The sequence below is a fragment of the Pseudomonas sp. AB39(2026) genome, from assembly GCF_059831485.1.
Map to the genome: position 1 here is coordinate 3,210,323 of NZ_CP195212.1, position 20,764 is coordinate 3,231,086.

Genomic DNA, 20,764 nt, shown 5'->3' on the forward strand with positions numbered 1-20,764 from the left:
CCATGAACCAGATGGCCTCCACGGTGCAGGAAGTGGCGCAGAACACCGAAGACGCCTCGCGCGCAGCCAAACAGGCGGGTGAGCGGGCTGCCTATGGCAGTGGTGTGGTGAAAGAAGCTACGCGGGAGATAAGCCAGCTGTCAGGCGAAGTGGGGCAACTGGGTGAAGCGATGCAGCGCCTGATCCAGGACAGCGACAAGATCGGTGGGGTGATCGATGTGATCAAGGCCGTTGCCGAACAGACCAACCTGCTGGCGCTTAACGCCGCAATCGAAGCGGCACGCGCCGGTGAACAAGGCCGCGGCTTCGCTGTGGTGGCAGACGAAGTGCGTTCGCTGGCCCAGCGTACGCAAAACTCCACCACCGAGATCGAGGCGCTGATTCAAGCTCTCCAGCAAGGCACAGGTGCTGCCTCGGACTTGATGGACGCCAGCCGTAAACGTACGCAAGGCACGGTGGAATTGGCGCACCAGGCCGAGCAGGCACTGGTGGAAATAACGCACTCAATCAACACCATCGAGCAAATGAGCCAGCAGATATCCGCCGCTGCCGAACAGCAGAGTGCCGTGACCGATGAAATCAACCGGAGCGTGATCAGCGTGCGCGACGTGGCCGATCAGTCCGCCGCTGCCACCGAGCAAAGTGCTGCGTCTGCACAGGAGCTGGCCGGCCTGGGTAGCCAGCTGCAGGGTATGGTTGGGAAGTTTCGGGTGTAAGTGAGCGTGGCCTGGGCGTAGGTGAACTGGGGTTCAGGCTCGTGCAGGCAGCGCTAGGGAGTAGCGCTGCCTGTGGTGGGTTTTATGGGCTAATAGCCGAGTACAACCGCACGCCCTACTCCACCGTCACCGACTTGGCCAGGTTACGTGGCTGGTCCACATCCGTGCCCTTCAATACCGCCACGTAGTACGACAGCAACTGCAACGGGACGGTGTAGAGAATCGGTGCCAAGGCGTCGATGATATGGGGCATGGCCACCACGGTGGTGCCTGTACCGCTGCTCAGTTGTGCTTCTACATCGGCGAACACCACCAGCTCTCCACCGCGTGCACGGACTTCCTGCAGGTTGGATTTCAGCTTTTCCAGCAGCTCGTTGTTGGGCGCAACAGTTACCACGGGCATGTCGGCATCGACCAGCGCGAGTGGGCCATGCTTGAGTTCGCCAGCCGGATAGGCTTCAGCGTGGATATAGGAAATTTCCTTGAGCTTCAAAGCGCCTTCCATGGCCACTGGGAATTGGGCACCGCGACCAAGGAACAGGGTGTGATGCTTTTCGGCAAACAACTCGGCCACTTTTTCTACCGTTGCGTCCATGGCCAGGGCTTCGCCCAAGCGTATCGGTAGGCGGCGCAGCTCTTCCACCAGCTCGGCTTCCAGGCCAGGCGCCAGCGAACCCTGTGCTTGCCCAAGGGCAAGTGTCAGCAACATCAGGCCCACTAACTGAGTGGTAAAGGCCTTAGTGGACGCCACGCCAATTTCCGGCCCTGCATGGGTCAACAGGGTAAGGTCGGACTCACGCACCAGCGAGCTGATGCCCACGTTGCAAAGAGCAAGACTGCCGGCAAACCCTAATGCCTTGGCATAGCGCAGTGCTGCCAGGGTATCCGCCGTTTCACCAGACTGGGAGATGGTCACGAACAAGGTGTCCTGGGGCACCACCACTTTGCGGTAGCGGAACTCGCTGGCCACTTCTACCTGACAGGGGATGCCGGCCAGGCCTTCGAGCCAATAGCGGGCTACCATGCCAGCGTGGTAGCTGGTACCACAGGCCACGATTTGCACATTGCGTACACGCTTGAACAACGCCAATGCATCAGGCCCAAAGGCGTCAATCAGCACCTGGCCCTGGCCAAGCCGCCCTTCTAAGGTGCGTTGTACCACCGTAGGCTGCTCGTGGATTTCTTTAAGCATGAAGTGGCGGTACTCGCCTTTGTCCGCCGCCTCGGCACCTTCACGGTGCTGTACCACTTCGCGTTGAACAGGTTGCCCGTCCCGGGTCCAGACCTGAAGGCTGTCCCGAAGAATCTCGGCAATGTCACCCTCCTCCAGGTACATGAAGCGATCGGTTACTTGCCGTAGCGCCAATTGGTCCGAGGCCAGGTAATTTTCGCCCAGGCCCAGGCCAATCACCAGCGGGCTTCCGCTACGGGCGGCTACTAGCCGATCAGGCTCTTCCAGGTTGATGGCGGCCAGGCCATAGGCGCCATGCAGCTGTTTGACGGTTGCGCGCAACGCCTCGATCAGCGCACCGGTACGCTGCAGCTCAAGGTGAAGCAGGTGAGCGATCACTTCGGTGTCAGTCTCGGATTCGAACACGTACCCCTGTACGATCAAGGCTGCACGCAGGGGCTCGTGGTTTTCGATGATGCCGTTATGGACGACCGCCACATTATGAGAAAAGTGGGGGTGGGCGTTACGTTCATTCGGCGCACCGTGGGTGGCCCAGCGGGTATGAGCGATACCCAGGCGCCCTATGAGGGGCTGCTGTGCAAGGGACGCTTCCAGTTCGCTTACCTTGCCGGTGCGGCGGCGGCGCTCAAGGGTGCCACTGGTGGTCACCAATGCAATGCCGGCGCTGTCATACCCACGGTATTCCAGGCGCTTGAGACCTTCGATCAGGATGGCCGTGATATTACGTTCGGCAATGGCACCAACGATTCCGCACATAGATTTACTCCTGGCTTGGGGTAGCGCATATCAGCCTTACGCCGCGCGCCTGGATGTGCTCGCGTGCCTCGGCCGGCAAACGGTCATCCGTAATAAGGGTATGGACACTGCTCCAAGGCAGCTCAAGGTTGGGAATGCGACGGCCTACTTTATCGGCTTCAGCGAGCACAATGACCTCTCGTGCCGCCTCGGCCATCACACGGCTTAGGCCCAGCAACTCATTGAACGTGGTGGTACCACGCTCAAGGTCCAGGCCGTCGGCACCGATGAACAGCTGATCGAAATCATAAGAACGTAATACCTGCTCAGCGACCTGTCCCTGGAAGGATTCCGAATGAGGGTCCCAGGTGCCCCCGGTCATTAGCAATACCGGCTCGGGCTCAAGCTCCCGGAGAGCGGTAACGACTTGCAGGGAATTAGTCATCACCACTAACCCTGGTTGCCTACCCAAGTGCGGAATCATCGTCGCCGTAGTGCTGCCGCTGTCGATGATGATACGCGCGTGCTCTTTGATCAGCCCCACCGCCGCTTTGGCAATAGCTTGCTTATGAACCGAAACTTTCTGGACAGGCTCGGCAATCATTTCCTGGGGGACTGGCACGGCTCCACCATAGCGACGTAGCAGCAGGCCACTGATCTCCAAGGCACCTAAATCCTTTCGGATAGTCACTTCGGATGTCTGAAAATGCCTTGCCAGAGCTTCTACCGTGACTTCGCCCTGCTTATTCAGGAGGGCAATAATGGCGTGGCGTCGCTGAGGGGTATCACGTTTCGTCATGGTTACGCGATCTTTCGATTCGAAAGTTAATGCGCGCATTCAACCTGTTCGCGAGCAGGCTGTCAACCTCCATCAGCTGCGCCCCTACCACGGGCCTATTTGTCAGGGTTTCTTCTTTTCCGGCCGTTTCCAACCGTCGATATTGCGCTGCCTGGCACGGGCCACACCCAACTGTTGTTCGGGTATGTCTACGGTGATAGTGGAACCTGCCGCCGTGGTAGCGCCGTCCCCCACCTTCACCGGCGCAACCAGTGCGTTATTGGAGCCTATAAAGACGTCAGCACCTAGCTCCGTACGGTGCTTGTTAGCCCCGTCGTAATTGCAGGTAATGGTGCCGGCACCGATATTTGTGCGGGCGCCAATGGAAGCATCGCCTAGGTAGCTCAGGTGGCCGGCCTTGGCGCCTGGCCCCATGTGTGCATTTTTCAACTCGACGAAGTTACCCACATGGGCTTTTTCCTCAAGCACGGTACCAGGCCGCAGGCGAGCGAACGGGCCTGCGTCTGCACCCTCCCCTACAGTAGCGCCTTCCAAGTGCGTAAAAGGCTTGATGATAGCGCCACGCTTGAGCGTGCAGTCTTTAATGAAAACGTTGGCGCCTATCTGTACGTCATCCTCGATCACCACGCGGCCCTCAAGCACCACGTTCACATCGATCATGACATCGCGGCCCGCGATGACCTCACCGCGAACATCCAGCCGAGCGGGATCACGCAGCGTTACACCCGCCGCCATTAGCCGTTCCGCTTCACGTTGTTGATAAAAGCGCTCTAGCTCTGCCAACTGACGGCGGTCGTTTGCGCCTTGGACTTCCATAGGTTGCATGGCGGTCTCAGTGACCACTTCCAGACCATCCGCCACGGCCATGGCAATGATATCAGTGAGGTAATACTCGCCTTGCACGTTGTTGTTGGACAGCCGAGCCATCCAACCTGCCAGCAGGGCCGTCGGCAAAGCAAGAATGCCGGTATTCCCCTCACGCACCTGCCGCTGCGCCTCGGTGGCGTCCTTGTGCTCGACAATAGCCGTTACCCGCCCTTGGGCATCACGGATAATGCGACCGTAGCCCGTAGGGTCGGCAAGGTTGACTGTCAGCAGCGCCACTTGGGTTTCACTGGCTTTGGCGAGCAGGGCCTTCAAGGTTGCAGGTTGAATAAGGGGGACGTCCCCATACAGTACAAGCGTGGTGGAGGAAGCCAGGCCAGGCTGGGCTTGCGCCACTGCATGGCCGGTACCCAATTGCTGTGCTTGTACTACGAAGTGGATATCGCTTGCCTGCAACGCAGTGCGAACCTGCTCCGCACCATGACCAATCACCACATGGATACCCACAGGTGCCAGTTCACGCGCGCTGTGGATAACATGGCCCAGCATAGAGCGACCGGCTACTGGATGAAGCACCTTGGGCAATGCAGAACGCATGCGCGTTCCTTGGCCGGCCGCAAGGATAACGATATCGAGAGACATAAAAGCCCTGTGGGTAAAAAAGAAAAAGGGTAGCCGAGGCTACCCTTTTACTCAATCACTCAAAAAGAGGCGGAGTTATCCACCGTACTTCTTGCGAATTTGTTGCACTGTACGGAGCTGAGCGGTGGCTTCGGCCAAGCGTGCCGCAGCGGCGCTATAGTCGAAGTCCGTTCCTTTCTCATTCAGCGCTTTCTCGGCAGCCTTTACAGCATTCTGAGCCGAGGCTTCATCAAGGTCGGCGGCACGTTGCACGGTATCGGCCAAGACCTTTACCACGTTCGGCTGCACTTCAAGGAAGCCGCCGGAGATGTAGAACACCTCAGCCGCGCCACCCTGCTTGATCAAGCGGATCGGACCTGGCTTCAGGTCCGTCAGCAATGGCGCATGGCCTGGAGCGATACCAAGATCACCCAGGTTGCCGTGCGCAATTACCATCTCTACCAGGCCGGAGAAGATTTCCCCTTCAGCGCTGACGATATCGCAATGGACAGTCATAGCCATCTACCTTGCCTCAACCTGAAAGCGCCCGTTACCGGGCGCCGGGATTACAGTTTCTTGGCCTTCTCGATCGCTTCTTCGATGCCGCCGACCATGTAGAACGCCTGTTCTGGCAAGTGGTCGTAGTCACCGTTGAGGATGCCTTTGAAGCCTGCGATGGTGTCTTTCAGGGAAACGTATTTACCCGAGGCACCGGTGAAGACTTCTGCCACGAAGAACGGCTGGGACAGGAAGCGCTGGATTTTCCGAGCACGGGAAACCAGTTGCTTGTCTGCTTCGGACAGCTCGTCCATACCGAGGATGGCGATGATGTCTTTCAGTTCCTTGTAGCGCTGCAGCACGTACTGGACGCCGCGGGCGGTGTCGTAGTGCTCCTGGCCGATCACCAGTGGGTCCAGCTGGCGGGACGTGGAGTCCAGCGGGTCCACAGCGGGGTAGATACCCAGCGAGGCGATGTCACGGGACAGTACCACGGTCGCATCAAGGTGAGCGAAGGTGGTAGCTGGCGACGGGTCGGTCAGGTCGTCCGCAGGAACGTAAACGGCCTGGATCGAGGTAATCGAACCATTCTTGGTGGAAGTGATGCGCTCCTGGAGGACGCCCATCTCTTCTGCCAAGGTCGGCTGGTAACCTACGGCCGAAGGCATACGGCCCAGCAGTGCAGATACTTCGGTACCGGCCAAGGTGTAACGGTAGATGTTGTCGACGAACAGCAGAACGTCGTTACCTTCGTCACGGAATTTCTCAGCCATGGTCAGGCCGGTCAGCGCTACGCGCAGGCGGTTTCCTGGCGGCTCGTTCATCTGGCCGTAGACAAGGGCTACCTTGTCCAGAACGTTGGAGTCTTTCATCTCGTGGTAGAAGTCGTTCCCTTCACGGGTACGCTCGCCCACACCAGCGAACACGGAGTAACCGCTGTGTTCCATGGCGATGTTACGGATGAGTTCCATCATGTTAACGGTTTTGCCCACACCGGCACCGCCGAACAGGCCAACCTTGCCGCCTTTGGCAAACGGGCATACCAGGTCGATAACCTTGATACCGGTTTCCAGCAGATCGTTGCCGCCAGCCTGCTCCGCGAAGGAAGGGGCTGCACGGTGGATACCCCAGCGCTCTTCGGTATCGATCGGGCCTGCTTCGTCAATCGGGTTGCCCAATACGTCCATGATGCGACCCAAGGTGGCCTTGCCAACCGGGACTGCAATGGCTGCATTGGTGTCGATCACGTTCAGGCCACGCTTCAGCCCTTCGGTGGAACCCATGGCAATGGTACGAACCACGCCGTCGCCCAGCTGCTGCTGAACTTCCAGGGTGGTTTCCGCGCCTTGTACCTTCAGCGCGTTGTAGATGCTCGGTACGCTATCGCGTGGGAATTCCACGTCGATCACGGCGCCGATGATTTGAACGATACGTCCGCTACTCATAGCTGGATCCTCTGAATATTTGAACCGTTAAACCGCGGCAGCGCCGCCGACGATTTCCGAGATCTCTTGGGTGATCGCAGCCTGACGCGCCTTGTTGTAGATCAGCTGCAATTCGCTGATCAGGTCACCGGCGTTGTCGGTGGCGTTCTTCATGGCGATCATCCGCGCCGCTTGCTCAGAAGCGTTGTTCTCCACCACTGCCTGGTAGACCTGCGACTCCACGTAACGCACCATCAGGCCGTCCAGCAGCTCTTTGGCGTCGGGTTCATACAGGTAATCCCAGTGATGCTTGAGCGCTTGATCCGGGGTTGCAACCAACGGTACCAACTGCTCTACCACAGGCTTTTGCACCATGGTATTTACAAACTTGTTGGACGCTACACACAGGCGATCGATACGGCCCTGAAGGTAGGCATCCAGCATCACTTTGACGCTACCGATCAGATCATTGATCGACGGCTCTTCGCCCAAGTGGCTTATTGCTGCAACCACGTTCCCGCCAAAACTGCGGAAGAACGTTGCGCCTTTGCTACCCACCACGCACAGGTCGATTTCCACGCCCCTTTCGCGGTTGGCAGCCATGTCCTTGACCAGCAACTTGAACAGGTTGGTGTTCAAACCACCGCACAGGCCACGATCACTGCTCACCACGATATAGCCCACGCGCTTTGCTTCGCGGTCGAGCATGAACGGGTGACGGTATTCAGGGTTGGCGTTGGCCAGATGCCCGATTACCTGGCGGATGTGGTCCGCGTAGGGGCGGCTGGCGGCCATGCGCAGTTGTGCCTTGCGCATTTTGCTGACCGCCACCTTTTCCATGGCGCTGGTAATTTTTTGCGTGCTTTTGATGCTCGCAATCTTGCCGCGAATCTCTTTTGCGCCTGCCATGTCTCACCTATCAGGTTAGCAAGCGGGGGCCGAAGCCCCCGCTGCGGCTTACCAGGTCTGGGTGGCCTTGAACTTCTCGATACCCGCCTTGATGCCGGCATCGATCTCGTCGTTGAAGTCACCCTTCACGTTGATCTTCGCCAACAGGTCGGCGTGATCGCGGTTGAAGTAAGCAATCAGCGCCTGCTCGAAGCTGCCGATCTTGGCAATTTCGATGTCGGTGAGGAAGCCACGTTCAGCGGCATACAGCGACAGGGCCATCTCAGCGATGGACATTGGCGCGTATTGCTTCTGCTTCATCAGCTCGGTAACGCGCTGACCATGCTCCAGCTGCTTGCGGGTTGCTTCGTCCAGGTCGGAAGCGAACTGCGCGAACGCAGCCAGTTCACGGTACTGGGCCAGCGCGGTACGAATACCACCGGACAGCTTCTTGATGATCTTGGTCTGAGCGGCACCACCTACACGGGATACCGATACACCGGCGTTGACCGCCGGGCGGATGCCCGAGTTGAACATGCCCGACTCCAGGAAGATCTGGCCATCGGTGATCGAGATCACGTTGGTTGGAACGAACGCGGAAACGTCGCCAGCCTGGGTTTCGATCAGCGGCAGGGCCGTCAAGGAACCGGTTTTGCCAGTAACAGCACCGTTCGTGAACTTCTCTACGTATTCTTCGGAAACGCGGGAAGCGCGCTCCAGCAAGCGGGAGTGGAGGTAGAACACGTCACCTGGGTAGGCTTCGCGCCCTGGTGGACGACGCAGCAGCAGGGAGATCTGACGGTAGGCTACGGCCTGCTTGGACAGGTCATCGTAAACGATCAGAGCATCTTCACCGCGGTCGCGGAAGAATTCGCCCATGGTGCAGCCCGAGTAGGGTGCCAGGTATTGCAACGCAGCCGATTCGGAGGCCGAGGCAGCTACGATAATGGTGTTTGCCAGCGCGCCATGCTCTTCGAGCTTGCGAACGATGTTGGCAATGGTCGACTGCTTCTGACCGATAGCCACATACACGCAGAAGATACCGCTGTTCTTCTGGTTGATGATGGCGTCGATGGCCATTGCAGTTTTACCGATCTGACGGTCACCGATGATCAGCTCACGCTGGCCACGGCCTACCGGGATCATGGCGTCGACTGCCTTATAGCCGGTCTGCAGGGGCTGGTCGACGGATTTACGCCAGATCACGCCCGGTGCGACTTTCTCGACCGCGTCGGTTTCGGTGTGGCCCAGGGGGCCCTTGCCGTCGACCGGGTTACCCAGCGCATCGACCACACGGCCCAGCAGGGCCTTGCCAACCGGCACTTCCAGGATACGGCCGGTGCACTTGGCACTCATGCCTTCGGCCAAGGAGTTGTAGGCACCCAAGACTACGGCGCCAACCGAGTCCTGTTCCAGGTTGAGCGCCATACCAAAGACGCCATCAGGGAACTCGATCATTTCGCCGTACATGACGTCGGCCAGACCGTGGATCCGCACGATACCGTCAGACACACTGACTACGGTACCTTCGTTGCGGGCCTGAGAGGTGACATCGAGTTGTTCGATGCGCCCCTTGATGATTTCGCTAATTTCGGAAGGATTGAGTTGCTGCATTGCTCTGCTGCCCCTTCAAACTCAAGATTTCAGTGCTTCGGCCAGTTGCGCGATTTTGCCGCGCACCGAGCCATCGATTACCAGGTCACCGGCGCGGATAACGACGCCACCGATCAGGCTGGCATCCTCCGCAGCGTGCAGTCGCACTTCCCGGCCGAGCCGTGCACTGAGAACCTTGGCGAGTTTGTCTTGCTGTTCTTGGTTCAATGCGAAGGCACTGGTGACGTTCACATCCACGGATTTTTCCTGCTCGGCCTTGTACAGGTCGAACAACGCCGAGATCTCCGGCAACAGCAGGAGTCGGTCATTTTCCGCGGCAACGTGAATGAAATTACGTGCCTGTGCATCAAACTTCTCACCGCATACCTGAATAAAGGCTGCGGCCTTTTCTGCGCTCGTCAGTCGCGGGGCCTTGAGCAATTGCTGCATGGTGCCGTCTTCAGACACCGCTGCAGCCAGGCCGAGCATGGCTGACCAATTGGCCAGTTGCTGGTGGGCCTGGGCATGCTCGAAGGCCGCCTTGGCATAAGGTCGGGCCAACGTGGTCAGTTCTGCCATGATCGCCCTCGCTTAAATTTCAGAGGCCAGTTTATTGACCAGCTCCGCGTGCGCAGTTTGATCGATAGACGATCCCAGGATCTTCTCGGCGCCAGTGACAGCCAGCAAGCCCACTTGGGCACGCAAGGCATCCTTGGCACTGTTCAGTTCCTGCTCGATCTCTGCCGAAGCCTGTACTTTGATGCGTTCAGCCTCGACGCGAGCCTGTTCCCGGGCTTCGTCGACAATCTGCGTACCACGCTTCTTGGACTGTTCGATGATTTCGGCAGCTTGTGCCTTGGCATCGCGCAGTTGTTGACCCGCTTTATCTTGGGCCAATTCCAGGTCGCGAGCAGCACGGCTGGCAGCGTCCAGACCATCAGCGATCTTCTTCTGGCGTTCCTGCAGAGCCGCGATGACCGGAGGCCATACGAACTTCATGCAGAACCACACGAAAATGAAGAACGCAACGGACTGGCCTATCAGGGTTGCATTAATGTTCACGCCAACACCTCGCTCGTTCTTTGCACATCACACCTACTCACTCAGGAGAGAGTGATCAACCAGCGATCTGACCAACGAAGGGGTTCGCGAAGGTGAAGAACAGTGCGATACCAACGCCGATCATGGTCACGGCGTCCAGCAGGCCGGCGACGATGAACATTTTGACCTGAAGCATAGGGACCATTTCTGGTTGGCGAGCAGCGCCTTCCAGGAACTTGCCGCCCAGCAGGCCAAAGCCGATAGCGGTACCCAGTGCGCCCAGGCCGATCAGCAGAGCAACAGCGATAGCGGTCAGACCAACTACAGTTTCCATCTTTCCTCCCGACTTTTTACGTCGTATTGGTTAGGTTTTCTTAGGTTTAAAGCGGTAAAGCAAAGGAGTAGCAAAGCCGTCTCGGCACAGGCGCCGGGGTGCGGCCTTCTTTCCTGACAGCTGTGATGCCGCCAGGAAAGACATAAGACGCGCCAGACGAGCCTTAATGGTTATCTTCGTGGGCCATCGACAGGTAGACGATGGTCAGCATCATGAAGATGAACGCTTGCAGGGTAATGATCAGGATGTGGAATACCGCCCACGCCCATTGCAGGACAACACCCAGGCCACTGAGCCAGAGCAGACCGCTACCGAACATTACCGCAATCAGAATGAACACCAGCTCGCCGGCATACATGTTGCCGAACAACCGCAGTGCCAGGGAAATTGGCTTTGCAATCAGCGTCACGAACTCAAGCAGGAAGTTGACCGGGATGAGCAGGATCTGCACAGCGGTGTTCTTGCTGCTGAAGGGGTGCAAGGTGAGCTCGCCGATGAAGCCGCCCAGGCCCTTGACCTTGATGCTGTAGAAAATGATGAGTGCGAACACTGACAGTGCCATGCCCAACGTAGCATTCGGGTCAGTGGTGGACACTGCACGGAAGGCGATTTCGTGGTTGCCGGTCAGCTTGGCCGCTACCTGAGGAATCCAGTCGACCGGGATGAGGTCGATGGCGTTCATCAGGAATACCCAAGCGAAGATGGTCAATGCCAGGGGCGCGATAACAGCGCTACGGCCATGGAAGCTGTCCTTCACACTGCCATCGACAAACTCGACCAGCACTTCGACGAAGTTCTGCAAGGCGCCAGGCTGGCCGGAGGTTGCCTTGCGTGCTGCCATGCGGAACAGCAGAACGAAGATCATACCCAAGGCAACGGACCAGCCCAAGGTGTCGACGTGGAAAGCCCAGAAACCCATGGCCTTGGCCTCGGCAGCGCTGTGGGCAAGGCCCCAGCTACCGTCGGCAAGTTGACCGAAAGTCAGGTTCTGAAGGTGGTGCTGTATATAGCCCGAAGCGGTTTCTGCTGCCATGGTTGCCTCAAACGCCCTAAGGTCTTGAAAATCTTGTTTTCATGAGCAGAGGTGCGAACCAGTTGACCAGTTGAGTCAACAGGAACACGCCGAACAGCGCCAATGGCGCCAGCGGCTTTACCCCTACGAACGTCAGTGCAAACAGCACTGCCGTTAAAATCAGTTTGCCTGCCTCGCCGGCGTAAAAGGACCGGACGATAGCCTGTGCTGCTCGGGCACCGCTGAAGCGGAACGCCTTCGAAGCAAAATAAACATTGGGCAGCCAGCCGATCAGGCCTCCACACATGCCTGAATAGCCGCTGACCGGCCCGTGCCACTGCCACAGCACCAAGGCTGCCAGCAGTAGCGTGATCAATTGAGCCATCAGGACGGGAAAAACTGCCCAGCGATGGAACGGCAAGCGGTTTGGCGTGCGGGTTTCCATCGATTTGGCTCCTGAAGGTCGGCCTGCCGAACAACGACGACTTGGCATAGAATGTGCCGACAAAATGCGCGCAGAGTATAGGGGCGGTTCAGCCCCTGTTCAACTACCGGCGTGGCTTTTCCGACTGCTCGCCTGAAACTTGATGTTTCAGCGAATGTGAGCGAGGACCCCCTGCAGCTCATCCAGCGAGTTGTACCGAATGACCAACTGCCCTTTCCCCTTCCCACCATGACGTATCTGCACTGCAGAGCCCAGCCGCTCTGCCAGGCGCTGTTCCAGCCGAGCGATATCCGGGTCGGTCTTGACCTCCTTCGCAGGCTGTTCTGTAGTGTTCAACCATTGGCGAACCAGTGCCTCGGTTTGGCGCACAGTAAGGCCGCGTGCGACAACATGTCGCGCCCCCTCAAGCTGGCGCTCGTCCGGCAGGCCTAGCAGTGCCCTGGCATGTCCCATCTCCAGGTCACCGTGCGCCAGCATGGTTTTGATACCTTCGGGCAGCGTGATCAGCCGCAACAGGTTGGTGACCGTCGCGCGTGACTTGCCCACTGCTTCGGCTACCTGTTGTTGGGTCAGCTGAAACTCTTGCTGCAACCGTTGCAAGGCAATGGCTTCTTCAAGCGGGTTGAGGTCTTCGCGCTGGATGTTCTCGATCAGCGCCATGGCGATTGCCGTTTCGTCCGGCACTTCTCGAACCATGGCAGGGATACGCTCCTGCCCGGCCTGCTGGCTGGCTCGCCAACGGCGTTCACCGGCAATGATCTCATAACGGCCCTTGGCTATCGGCCGTACTACGATCGGCTGCATCACGCCTTGTGCACGGATGGACTGCGCCAGCTCTTCCAGCGCCTGCGGGTCCATATCCCGCCGAGGCTGGTACTTGCCTCGCTGAATCACATCCAGCGGCAGGTACTGTAGTTCTTTTTCCTCAAGCCCGACCGCTTGTGCTTCCAAGGCTGAAGCGGTTGGCGCGCTCAGCAGCGCATCGAGCCCCCGGCCCAACCCTCGTTTTTTGACAGCCATTGCGTTTCCTTAGACCGCCGCAGCGGTGCGAGCCTTGCGGCGTTGACGGCGAACCATTTCGTTGGCCAGCTCCAGGTAGGCCATCGCCCCTTTGGACTGCTTGTCGTAGGTCAGCGCGGGCATTCCAAAACTTGGTGCTTCGGCAAGGCGGATATTGCGAGGAATGACAGTCTCGTACAACTGATCGCCGAAGTGCTCTTTGAGCTGTGCGGACACGTCATTGATGAGGCTCAGCCGAGGATCGTACATGGTGCGCAGCAAACCTTCGATCTTGAGCGAAGGATTGATAGCTGCCCCAATGCGTTTGATGTTATCCACAAGGTCGCTGAGCCCTTCCAGTGCAAAGTACTCGCACTGCATGGGGATGATGACGCCATCGGCTGCCACCAGCGCGTTGAGCGTCAGCATCGACAGCGAAGGTGGGCAGTCGATCAGGATGTAATCGTAGTTTTCGCGAATAGGCGCCAAGGCATTACGCAGGCGGCTTTCTTTCATCTGCATTTCCAGCAGCACGACTTCTGCCGCTGTCAGGTCCCGGTTGGCCGGCAGCAGCTGATAACCACCGTGTTCGGAAAAATGCATGGCTTCATTCAAGTCGCATTCACCGATAAGCAGGTCATAGACCGAGCGCTCCAGTGAATGCTTATCCACACCGCTGCCCATGGTGGCGTTACCCTGCGGATCAAGGTCGATCAATAATACTCGACGCTTGACGGCGACCAGTGAAGCCGCGAGGTTTATGCAGGTCGTGGTTTTTCCGACCCCACCTTTCTGGTTCGCGATTGCGAATACCTTAGCCATTGTCGCTTGTGTTCCCCGTCATGCCTTGCGGCGCAGTATCAGTAGATGCCGTTGGCCTTGGCAACCTGGTACGGCCAAGGCATGCGCGCTATCGATTTCAAAATCAGCGGGCAATGCTACCAGTTCATCTGTCGGATGTAGCCCCTTCATCGCGAACCAGCGTGTGTCGGGGTTACCTAGGTGGCGGGTCCAGTTGGTGAAATCCTCCAGGCTGCTGAAGGCTCGGGACACAATGCCATCATACGCCTGAGACGGATGGTGAGCCTCTACACGGCTGTGGATAATTTCAAGATTGGCAAGCTTGAGTTCAAGCTTAACCTGGGTTTGAAACCGGGTTTTCTTGCCAATGCTATCCAATGTGGTAATGGACTTCTGTGGGTACAGAATCGCCATGGGAATGCCCGGCATGCCGCCCCCGCTGCCTACATCGATCCACCGATGGCGCTCGCCGACGTACTTGGCGATGCTCAAGCTGTCCAGAAGGTGACGGGACACCATTTCATCCGGGTCCCGTACTGCAGTCAGGTTGTAGGCTTTGTTCCACTTGATCAGCAACGCCAGGTAGCCCAGCAATTGCTCTTCCTGGACAGACGTGAGCGAAACCCCAAGGGCTTTGGCACCTGTGGATAATTCATCACGGTGGCTAGAGGTAATCATGTTGGTCACGCGCTGTGCTCCACCTGCCTGGCTGCACCACGTTTTTTCAGGTGAATCATCAACAGGGAAATAGCCGCTGGCGTAACACCTGGAATACGCGACGCCTGACCTAATGTTTCAGGGCGTGCCTGGCTCAGCTTGGCCTGGATTTCCTTGGAAAGGCCGGAGATAGCAGGGTAATCGATATCCACAGGCAGCCGTATGTTTTCGCTAGCGCGCAGTTTTTCAATCTCGTCCTGCTGGCGTTCGATATAGCCTGCATACTTGACCTTGATTTCAACTTGCTCGGCGACCTGTGGATCAATTTCAGTAGTGCCGGTAATGGCCGTGAGGCCTGCATAATCGATTTCCGGCCGGCTGAGCAGATTCAGCAGGTTGTATTCATGAGCCAGCGGTGTGCCGTAGTGGTTGGCGACCGCTTCACCTACTGGCGTACCGGGCCTCACCCAGGTGCTTTTCAAGCGTTGTTCCTCACGCTCGATGGCTTCACGCTTGGTACAAAATGCCTGCCACTGCGCATCGTCTACCAAGCCCAACCGGCGGCCTGTTTCAGTCAGGCGCAGGTCGGCATTGTCTTCGCGCAATACCAGCCGGTATTCCGCCCGGGACGTAAACATGCGGTAAGGCTCTTGCGTACCCAGGGTAATCAGGTCATCTACGAGCACACCCATGTAAGCCTCATCGCGGCGTGGGCACCAGGCGTCCTGACCCTTTGCGCGCAATGCCGCATTGGCCCCTGCCAGCAAACCTTGTGCGCCCGCCTCTTCGTACCCCGTGGTGCCATTGATTTGCCCAGCAAAGAACAAACCGGCAATGGCTTTTGTTTCAAGGCTGTATTTCAGGTCACGAGGGTCAAAGTAGTCGTACTCGATGGCGTAACCCGGTCGCATGATGTGGGCGTTTTCCATCCCTCGGATGGATCGCACAATCTGTAGCTGCACGTCAAAAGGCAATGACGTGGAGATGCCGTTTGGATACAGCTCATGAGTCGTCAAACCCTCGGGCTCGATGAATACCTGATGGCTGTCCTTGTCGGCGAACCGATGGATCTTGTCCTCGATGGAAGGACAATAGCGAGGCCCTACACCTTCGATGACCCCCGAATACATGGGGGAACGGTCCAGGTTGGCCGCGATGATCTCGTGAGTACGAGCATTGGTATGGGTAATCCAGCAACTCACCTGGCGCGGATGCATCTGGGCATTGCCCATGAATGACATAACGGGAATAGGCGTATCACCCGGCTGTTCTGTCATGACCGAAAAATCAACAGACTTTCCATCGATGCGTGGCGGGGTCCCGGTTTTCAAGCGGCCCACTCGCAATGGCAATTCACGCAGGCGCCTGGCCAATGCAATGGAAGGCGGATCACCTGCGCGCCCGCCTGAATAGTTATCCATGCCAATGTGGATAAGCCCACCCAGGAATGTGCCTGCTGTCAGCACTACAGAGTCTGCATGGAAACGCAGGCCCATTTGGGTTACCACCCCTTTCACCTCGTCCCCGTCGACAATCAGATCATCGCAGGCCTGTTGAAATATCCACAGGTTGGGCTGGTTTTCCAGAATGTCACGCACTGCAGCCTTGTACAGCACACGGTCTGCCTGGGCACGCGTTGCGCGCACTGCGGGGCCTTTGCGGTTATTCAGTACGCGGAACTGGATACCGCCTTTATCTGTGGCCAACGCCATCGCGCCGCCGAGCGCATCGATTTCCTTGACCAGGTGGCTTTTGCCGATCCCGCCAATAGCAGGGTTGCAGCTCATTTGGCCCAAGGTTTCAACGTTGTGAGTCAGCAGCAATGTACGTGCGCCCATCCGCGCGGAAGCGAGCGCGGCCTCGGTACCGGCATGGCCACCGCCGATGACGATCACTTCAAAACGGGAAGGGAAATCCACCACGCACCTCGTGCCTGTTCATATGGGTAATTTGGGATAGCTGCGCAGTATAGGGAATTTGGCCTGTGGAAAGAAACCGTTTGTGCAAAAAATAGCCAGCCGGCAGCGGTTGGCTGCCAATAGATACATAAAAGAGAAGAGATTTATAAAAGCTTTGTTTTTATGTTTATTCTTAGTCAGCACCCTTTCTGTGGATAAAGCTATACAGGCCTTTATTCATGCACTGTACAGCGATCTTAAACATTGTCGATAGGTGCCTTTGAGCATTGAGGATAACGGGTTATAGCCTGTGCATAAATCAAGCTTTATCCCCAAGGCACTTTTATACACAGCTAGCAGGACGTGTTATCACAAGAGCTCTGGTAGGCTTTTCCACAGGGCTCCTGAGCTGTGGATATAAAAAAACCGGCTCAATGGCCGGTTTTCAGTGAGGGAATATTTTGTTTCAGGTGCGTAAGTGAAGCCGCTATCTGTGAGTCGGGGTTCGATTGGTGTGCACGGATTTCACTTCCCGATACAAAAACTCGTGAAAATCCGCCCAAGCAGATCGTCCGAGCTAAACGCTCCGGTAATCTCGCCTAAGCACTGCTGCGCCAGGCGAAGGTCTTCAGCCAGCAATTCTCCCGCAGCTGCATGGACAAGCTGCGCTAGGCCGTGGTCGAGGTAACCACTTGCCTGTTCAAGGGCATCCAAATGGCGCCGACGAGCGCTGAAACTGCCTTCTGCTGTCTGCTCGTACCCCATAACCGCTTTGAGATGTTCACGAAGCAACGCCAGGCCTGTACCGGTATCCAGCGCACTGAGGGTAAGGGTGGCCTGGCCGGATGGCTCTACGTTCAACCGCACGGTTTCCCCGCTGAGGTCTGCCTTGTTTCGTACCAGTGTCACTTTCGAAGGGTGCGGGGCGGTGTCCATGAATTCCGGCCACAGGGCGTAAGGGTCCGTCGCCTCTGCACTACTGGTATCCACCACAAGGAAAATGCGGTCCGCCTCCTGTATGGCCTTCAGGGCGCGTTCCACACCGATCTTTTCAACAACGTCACCTGTGTTTCGTAACCCGGCGGTATCGATAACGTGAAGCGGCATGCCATCGATGTGGATATGTTCTCTGAGGATGTCCCGGGTGGTGCCGGCGATGTCAGTCACGATGGCGGCATCTCGCCCTGCCAGCAGGTTGAGCAGGCTGGACTTGCCAGCATTTGGCCGCCCAGCGATCACCAGCGTCATCCCTTCACGTATCAAGGCCCCTTGGCTGGCTTCGCGCAGCACTACTGCCAGGGATTCACGGACAGCTTCCAGCCTGGATAACACCAAGCCATCAGCCAGGAAGTCGATTTCCTCCTCAGGAAAATCAATAGCGGCTTCTACGTAGATGCGCAGTTGAATCAAGGATTCGGTCAACGCCTCCACGCGCTTTGAAAACGCACCTTGCAAGGACCGCACGGCATTGCGGGCGGCCTGCTCTGAACTGGCCTCGATAAGGTCGGCAATGGCTTCAGCCTGGGCCAGGTCAAGCTTGTCATTGAGGAATGCCCGTTCGCTGAATTCGCCAGGGCGTGCAAGCCGGCAACCCAAATCGACACAACGCTTCAGCAACATATCCAGTACTACTGGCCCGCCATGGCCATGCAGTTCCAGCACGTCCTCTCCCGTGAACGAATGAGGGCCTTTGAAAAAGAGTGCCAAGCCTTCATCCAAGTTATCCCCACCCGACCCTCGAAAGGCGCCATGGTGCGCGTAGCGAGGTTCAAGCGGGCGCCCAAGCACCTGGTCAGCCACTTTGATTGCCAGCGGCCCTGAAACGCGAACGATACCTACGCCGCCCCTGCCCTGGGCAGTCGCAATGGCTGCAATAGTGTCGTTGGAAAGGTTCATAAGTTATCCACTGCTGGAATAATGCAAAACGCCCCTATCAAGGGGCGTTTGCAAAACAAGTGTAGCGAATCAGGCCGATGTGTTGGCGTTGGCGCGTTCGATGCTACGTGTGATGAACCACTGCTGAAGGATCGACAGCGTGTTGTTGGTGATCCAGTACAGCACCAGGCCTGCTGGGAACCACAGGAAGAAGAACGTGAAGACGATTGGCATCAACTTCATGACCTTGGCTTGCATGGGGTCTGGCGGCGCAGGGTTCAACCGCTGCTGAATGAACATGGTGGCGCCCATGATGATCGGCAGAATGAAGAACGGGTCCTTGATGGACAAGTCGGTAATCCAGAACATCCAGGGCGCCTGGCGCATTTCTACGCTTTCAAGCAACACCCAGTACAAGGCCAGGAACACTGGCATCTGCACCACGATCGGCAGGCAACCACCCAACGGGTTGATCTTTTCCTTCTTGTACAACTCCATCATGGCCTGGGACATCTTCTGGCGGTCGTCGCCAAACTGTTCCTTCAGTGCAGCCAGGCGAGGTGCCACAGCACGCATGCGAGCCATCGACTTGTAGCTGGCGGCCGACAGAGGGAAGAACAACAGCTTGATCAGCACGGTAAGGCAGATGATCGACCAGCCCCAGTTGTTCAGCAGGCTGTGGATATGCTTGAGCAGCCAGAAGATCGGTTGGGCGATAAACCACAGAAAACCGTAGTCGACTGTCAGCTCAAGGCCTGGGGACAACTGCTTGAGCTTGTCCTGGATCTTGGGGCCGGCATACAACGTAGCGGTGGTTTCAGCCTTGGCGCCGGGCGCAATGTTCATGGTGGGCCCAGTGAAGCCCACAATGTAGTTGCCTTGGCTGTCCTTGCGGGTCATGACGTTGTTGCTATCGCCCGCTGCGGGTACCCAGGCTGTAACGAAGTAGTGCTGCAGCCACGCTACCCATCCACCTTGGACCGTTTCCTTGAACTGGCCCTTGTCGATGTCCTTCATCGGAACCTTTTTGTAAGGCTCGGATGTTGTCCACAGGGCAGCACCCAGGTAGGTCGCGGTGCCTGTGGCTGTGCTGGAAGATGGATCGGAGCTGGCATCGCGCTTGAGCTGTGCAAACAGGTTGCCCGTCCAGGCTTGGCTGCTCTGGTTATCAATCAGGTAGCTGACTTTGAGGTCATACTCACCACGCTCAAGCGTGAACCGTTTGATGTAGTTGACACCGCCTTGATTGACGGACAGATCCACAACGAGCGTGTTCTGGCCGTCGGCCAGTTGGTAGCTGGTGTTGGAACTGGCATACAGTGGACGGCCGCTGGCCTGAACGTCCGGGCCATTTGCACCGGTCAACCCACTTTGAGCCAGGTAGACACGCTCGCTGCCGTTATCGAACAACTGAAACGGCACATCGGGATGATCCTGGCGGCGCGGGTATTGCGGCAGCGTCAACTGGACGATGTCACCGCCTTTGGGATCGATGGCCAGGTCCAGCACATCAGTGCGAACACGAATCAAACCTTGAGCCGCTGCATTCACGGGAGTTGCTGCAGGGATGGCCGGCGCATTGGTGTCCGGAACATCTGTGTTGCCAGCGGTTGCCCCCGGTGCCTGAGGCAAGTCCGAAGGAATGTTTGCCTGAGTCGCCACGCTCTGGGTCGGCAGCGTGGCCTGACCATAATCCTGGTTCCACTTCAGAACCAGCACATAAGCCACGACTGCCAGGGCGCCCATCAGGATCGTACGTTTTATATCCATGATTACTCGGCTATCGAATTATTACGAGGGGTGGACACAGGCGGGACAGGATCGAAGCCGCCGGCATTCCAGGGATGGCAGCGCCCCAGCCGGCGTACGGACAGCCAGCTCCCACGCCATACGCCGTGTTGGCTGATGGCTTCGTGGGCATAGCAGGAGCAACTGGGATAGAAACGGCAATGGCTGGCCATCAGAGGGCTAATGGCGTAACGGTAAAACTGGATCGGTAGCAGGACCAGTTTACGCATCTTGGCTGTGCTGTTCCTTGGGTTCGGTAGGGGCGGCCGGCCGAGTACGGGCCAGGCGCTTCCAAAGCTTGGCGAAATGCAAATGCAGTTCGGCGTTCTCGATGTCGCCTAGCCCCTTTCGAGCAACGATGACGATATCCCAGCCTTCCAGAGCAACCTGGTATTGGCGGAAGGAATCACGAATCACGCGCTTGATGCGGTTGCGCTGCACCGACAACTTGACACTTTTCTTGCCGATCACCAGCCCCAGGCGTGGATGATCAAGCTGGTTGTCCTTGGCAAGGATCAGGAGATGCTTCCCCGGGACCTTGGCGGTCGGGGAGTCAAAGACTGCCTTGAATTGCTTCGGAACAAGCAGGCGCTTGCTCCGGCTGAAGTCCTGACTCACCTAAC

21 protein-coding genes are annotated in these 20,764 nt (G+C 57.5%); 1 reads left to right on the top strand and 20 read right to left on the bottom strand.

Annotated features, from left to right (window positions below):
* Positions 1–2 precede the first annotated feature (2 nt).
* A complete protein-coding gene (locus ACSAMW_RS14845) occupies positions 3–716 on the top strand; it encodes a methyl-accepting chemotaxis protein (protein ID WP_420708518.1) in 714 nt (237 codons plus the stop codon).
* Positions 717–831: 115 nt separating this feature from the next.
* On the opposite strand, the gene glmS is transcribed toward ACSAMW_RS14845, so the two are convergent.
* The 20 genes from glmS to rnpA form a co-directional block, all read right to left on the bottom strand.
* On the bottom strand, positions 832–2,664 hold the full coding sequence (gene glmS, locus ACSAMW_RS14850) for a glutamine--fructose-6-phosphate transaminase (isomerizing) (RefSeq protein WP_500590944.1): 1,833 nt from the start codon (positions 2,662–2,664) through the stop codon (positions 832–834).
* Between the two features lie 4 nt (positions 2,665–2,668).
* Complete coding sequence (locus tag ACSAMW_RS14855) at positions 2,669–3,442, bottom strand: DeoR/GlpR family DNA-binding transcription regulator (protein WP_500590945.1); 774 nt, start codon at positions 3,440–3,442, stop codon at positions 2,669–2,671.
* 102 nt (positions 3,443–3,544) lie between these two features.
* Entirely contained in the window at positions 3,545–4,909 is a 1,365-nt protein-coding gene (gene glmU, locus ACSAMW_RS14860) for a bifunctional UDP-N-acetylglucosamine diphosphorylase/glucosamine-1-phosphate N-acetyltransferase GlmU (RefSeq protein ID WP_500590946.1), read from the bottom strand.
* Positions 4,910–4,984: 75 nt separating this feature from the next.
* The gene (locus tag ACSAMW_RS14865; protein WP_168085484.1) at positions 4,985–5,410 is read right to left on the bottom strand and encodes a F0F1 ATP synthase subunit epsilon; all 426 of its coding nucleotides are present in this window, start codon (positions 5,408–5,410) and stop codon (positions 4,985–4,987) included.
* A 44-nt stretch (positions 5,411–5,454) separates the two neighbouring features.
* Positions 5,455–6,831 carry a F0F1 ATP synthase subunit beta gene (atpD, locus tag ACSAMW_RS14870; protein WP_168085485.1) on the bottom strand — a complete coding sequence of 459 codons (1,377 nt, stop codon included), beginning with the start codon at positions 6,829–6,831 and terminating at the stop codon, positions 5,455–5,457.
* Positions 6,832–6,858: 27 nt separating this feature from the next.
* Complete coding sequence (gene atpG, locus ACSAMW_RS14875; protein ID WP_168085486.1) at positions 6,859–7,719, bottom strand: F0F1 ATP synthase subunit gamma; 861 nt, start codon at positions 7,717–7,719, stop codon at positions 6,859–6,861.
* A gap of 48 nt (positions 7,720–7,767) precedes the next feature.
* Positions 7,768–9,312, bottom strand: a complete 1,545-nt coding sequence (gene atpA, locus ACSAMW_RS14880) for a F0F1 ATP synthase subunit alpha (RefSeq protein WP_168085487.1) — start codon at positions 9,310–9,312, stop codon at positions 7,768–7,770.
* Positions 9,313–9,333: 21 nt separating this feature from the next.
* Positions 9,334–9,870 carry a F0F1 ATP synthase subunit delta gene (locus ACSAMW_RS14885; RefSeq protein ID WP_168085488.1) on the bottom strand — a complete coding sequence of 179 codons (537 nt, stop codon included), beginning with the start codon at positions 9,868–9,870 and terminating at the stop codon, positions 9,334–9,336.
* A 12-nt stretch (positions 9,871–9,882) separates the two neighbouring features.
* Complete coding sequence (locus ACSAMW_RS14890; protein WP_168085489.1) at positions 9,883–10,353, bottom strand: F0F1 ATP synthase subunit B; 471 nt, start codon at positions 10,351–10,353, stop codon at positions 9,883–9,885.
* A 55-nt stretch (positions 10,354–10,408) separates the two neighbouring features.
* Positions 10,409–10,666, bottom strand: coding sequence for a F0F1 ATP synthase subunit C (gene atpE / locus ACSAMW_RS14895; RefSeq protein WP_003097235.1), 258 nt, complete (start codon positions 10,664–10,666; stop codon positions 10,409–10,411).
* A gap of 163 nt (positions 10,667–10,829) precedes the next feature.
* Positions 10,830–11,699, bottom strand: coding sequence for a F0F1 ATP synthase subunit A (atpB, locus tag ACSAMW_RS14900; protein ID WP_500590947.1), 870 nt, complete (start codon positions 11,697–11,699; stop codon positions 10,830–10,832).
* Between the two features lie 16 nt (positions 11,700–11,715).
* Positions 11,716–12,123, bottom strand: coding sequence for a F0F1 ATP synthase subunit I (locus ACSAMW_RS14905; protein WP_168085491.1), 408 nt, complete (start codon positions 12,121–12,123; stop codon positions 11,716–11,718).
* Positions 12,124–12,270: 147 nt separating this feature from the next.
* On the bottom strand, positions 12,271–13,143 hold the full coding sequence (locus ACSAMW_RS14910; protein WP_168085492.1) for a ParB/RepB/Spo0J family partition protein: 873 nt from the start codon (positions 13,141–13,143) through the stop codon (positions 12,271–12,273).
* Positions 13,144–13,152: 9 nt separating this feature from the next.
* The gene (locus ACSAMW_RS14915; RefSeq protein WP_168085493.1) at positions 13,153–13,944 is read right to left on the bottom strand and encodes a ParA family protein; all 792 of its coding nucleotides are present in this window, start codon (positions 13,942–13,944) and stop codon (positions 13,153–13,155) included.
* A gap of 18 nt (positions 13,945–13,962) precedes the next feature.
* Positions 13,963–14,601 carry a 16S rRNA (guanine(527)-N(7))-methyltransferase RsmG gene (gene rsmG / locus ACSAMW_RS14920; protein ID WP_500594049.1) on the bottom strand — a complete coding sequence of 213 codons (639 nt, stop codon included), beginning with the start codon at positions 14,599–14,601 and terminating at the stop codon, positions 13,963–13,965.
* Positions 14,602–14,606: 5 nt separating this feature from the next.
* Positions 14,607–16,499, bottom strand: coding sequence for a tRNA uridine-5-carboxymethylaminomethyl(34) synthesis enzyme MnmG (gene mnmG / locus ACSAMW_RS14925; protein WP_500590948.1), 1,893 nt, complete (start codon positions 16,497–16,499; stop codon positions 14,607–14,609).
* A gap of 504 nt (positions 16,500–17,003) precedes the next feature.
* Positions 17,004–18,374, bottom strand: a complete 1,371-nt coding sequence (gene mnmE, locus ACSAMW_RS14930; RefSeq protein WP_500590949.1) for a tRNA uridine-5-carboxymethylaminomethyl(34) synthesis GTPase MnmE — start codon at positions 18,372–18,374, stop codon at positions 17,004–17,006.
* A 69-nt stretch (positions 18,375–18,443) separates the two neighbouring features.
* Entirely contained in the window at positions 18,444–20,123 is a 1,680-nt protein-coding gene (gene yidC, locus ACSAMW_RS14935; protein WP_500590950.1) for a membrane protein insertase YidC, read from the bottom strand.
* Positions 20,124–20,125: 2 nt separating this feature from the next.
* Positions 20,126–20,371 carry a membrane protein insertion efficiency factor YidD gene (gene yidD / locus ACSAMW_RS14940; protein WP_168085498.1) on the bottom strand — a complete coding sequence of 82 codons (246 nt, stop codon included), beginning with the start codon at positions 20,369–20,371 and terminating at the stop codon, positions 20,126–20,128.
* On the bottom strand, positions 20,364–20,759 hold the full coding sequence (gene rnpA / locus ACSAMW_RS14945; protein WP_500590951.1) for a ribonuclease P protein component: 396 nt from the start codon (positions 20,757–20,759) through the stop codon (positions 20,364–20,366). The genes yidD and rnpA overlap by 8 nt, the downstream gene beginning before the upstream one ends.
* Positions 20,760–20,764: the final 5 nt, after the last annotated feature.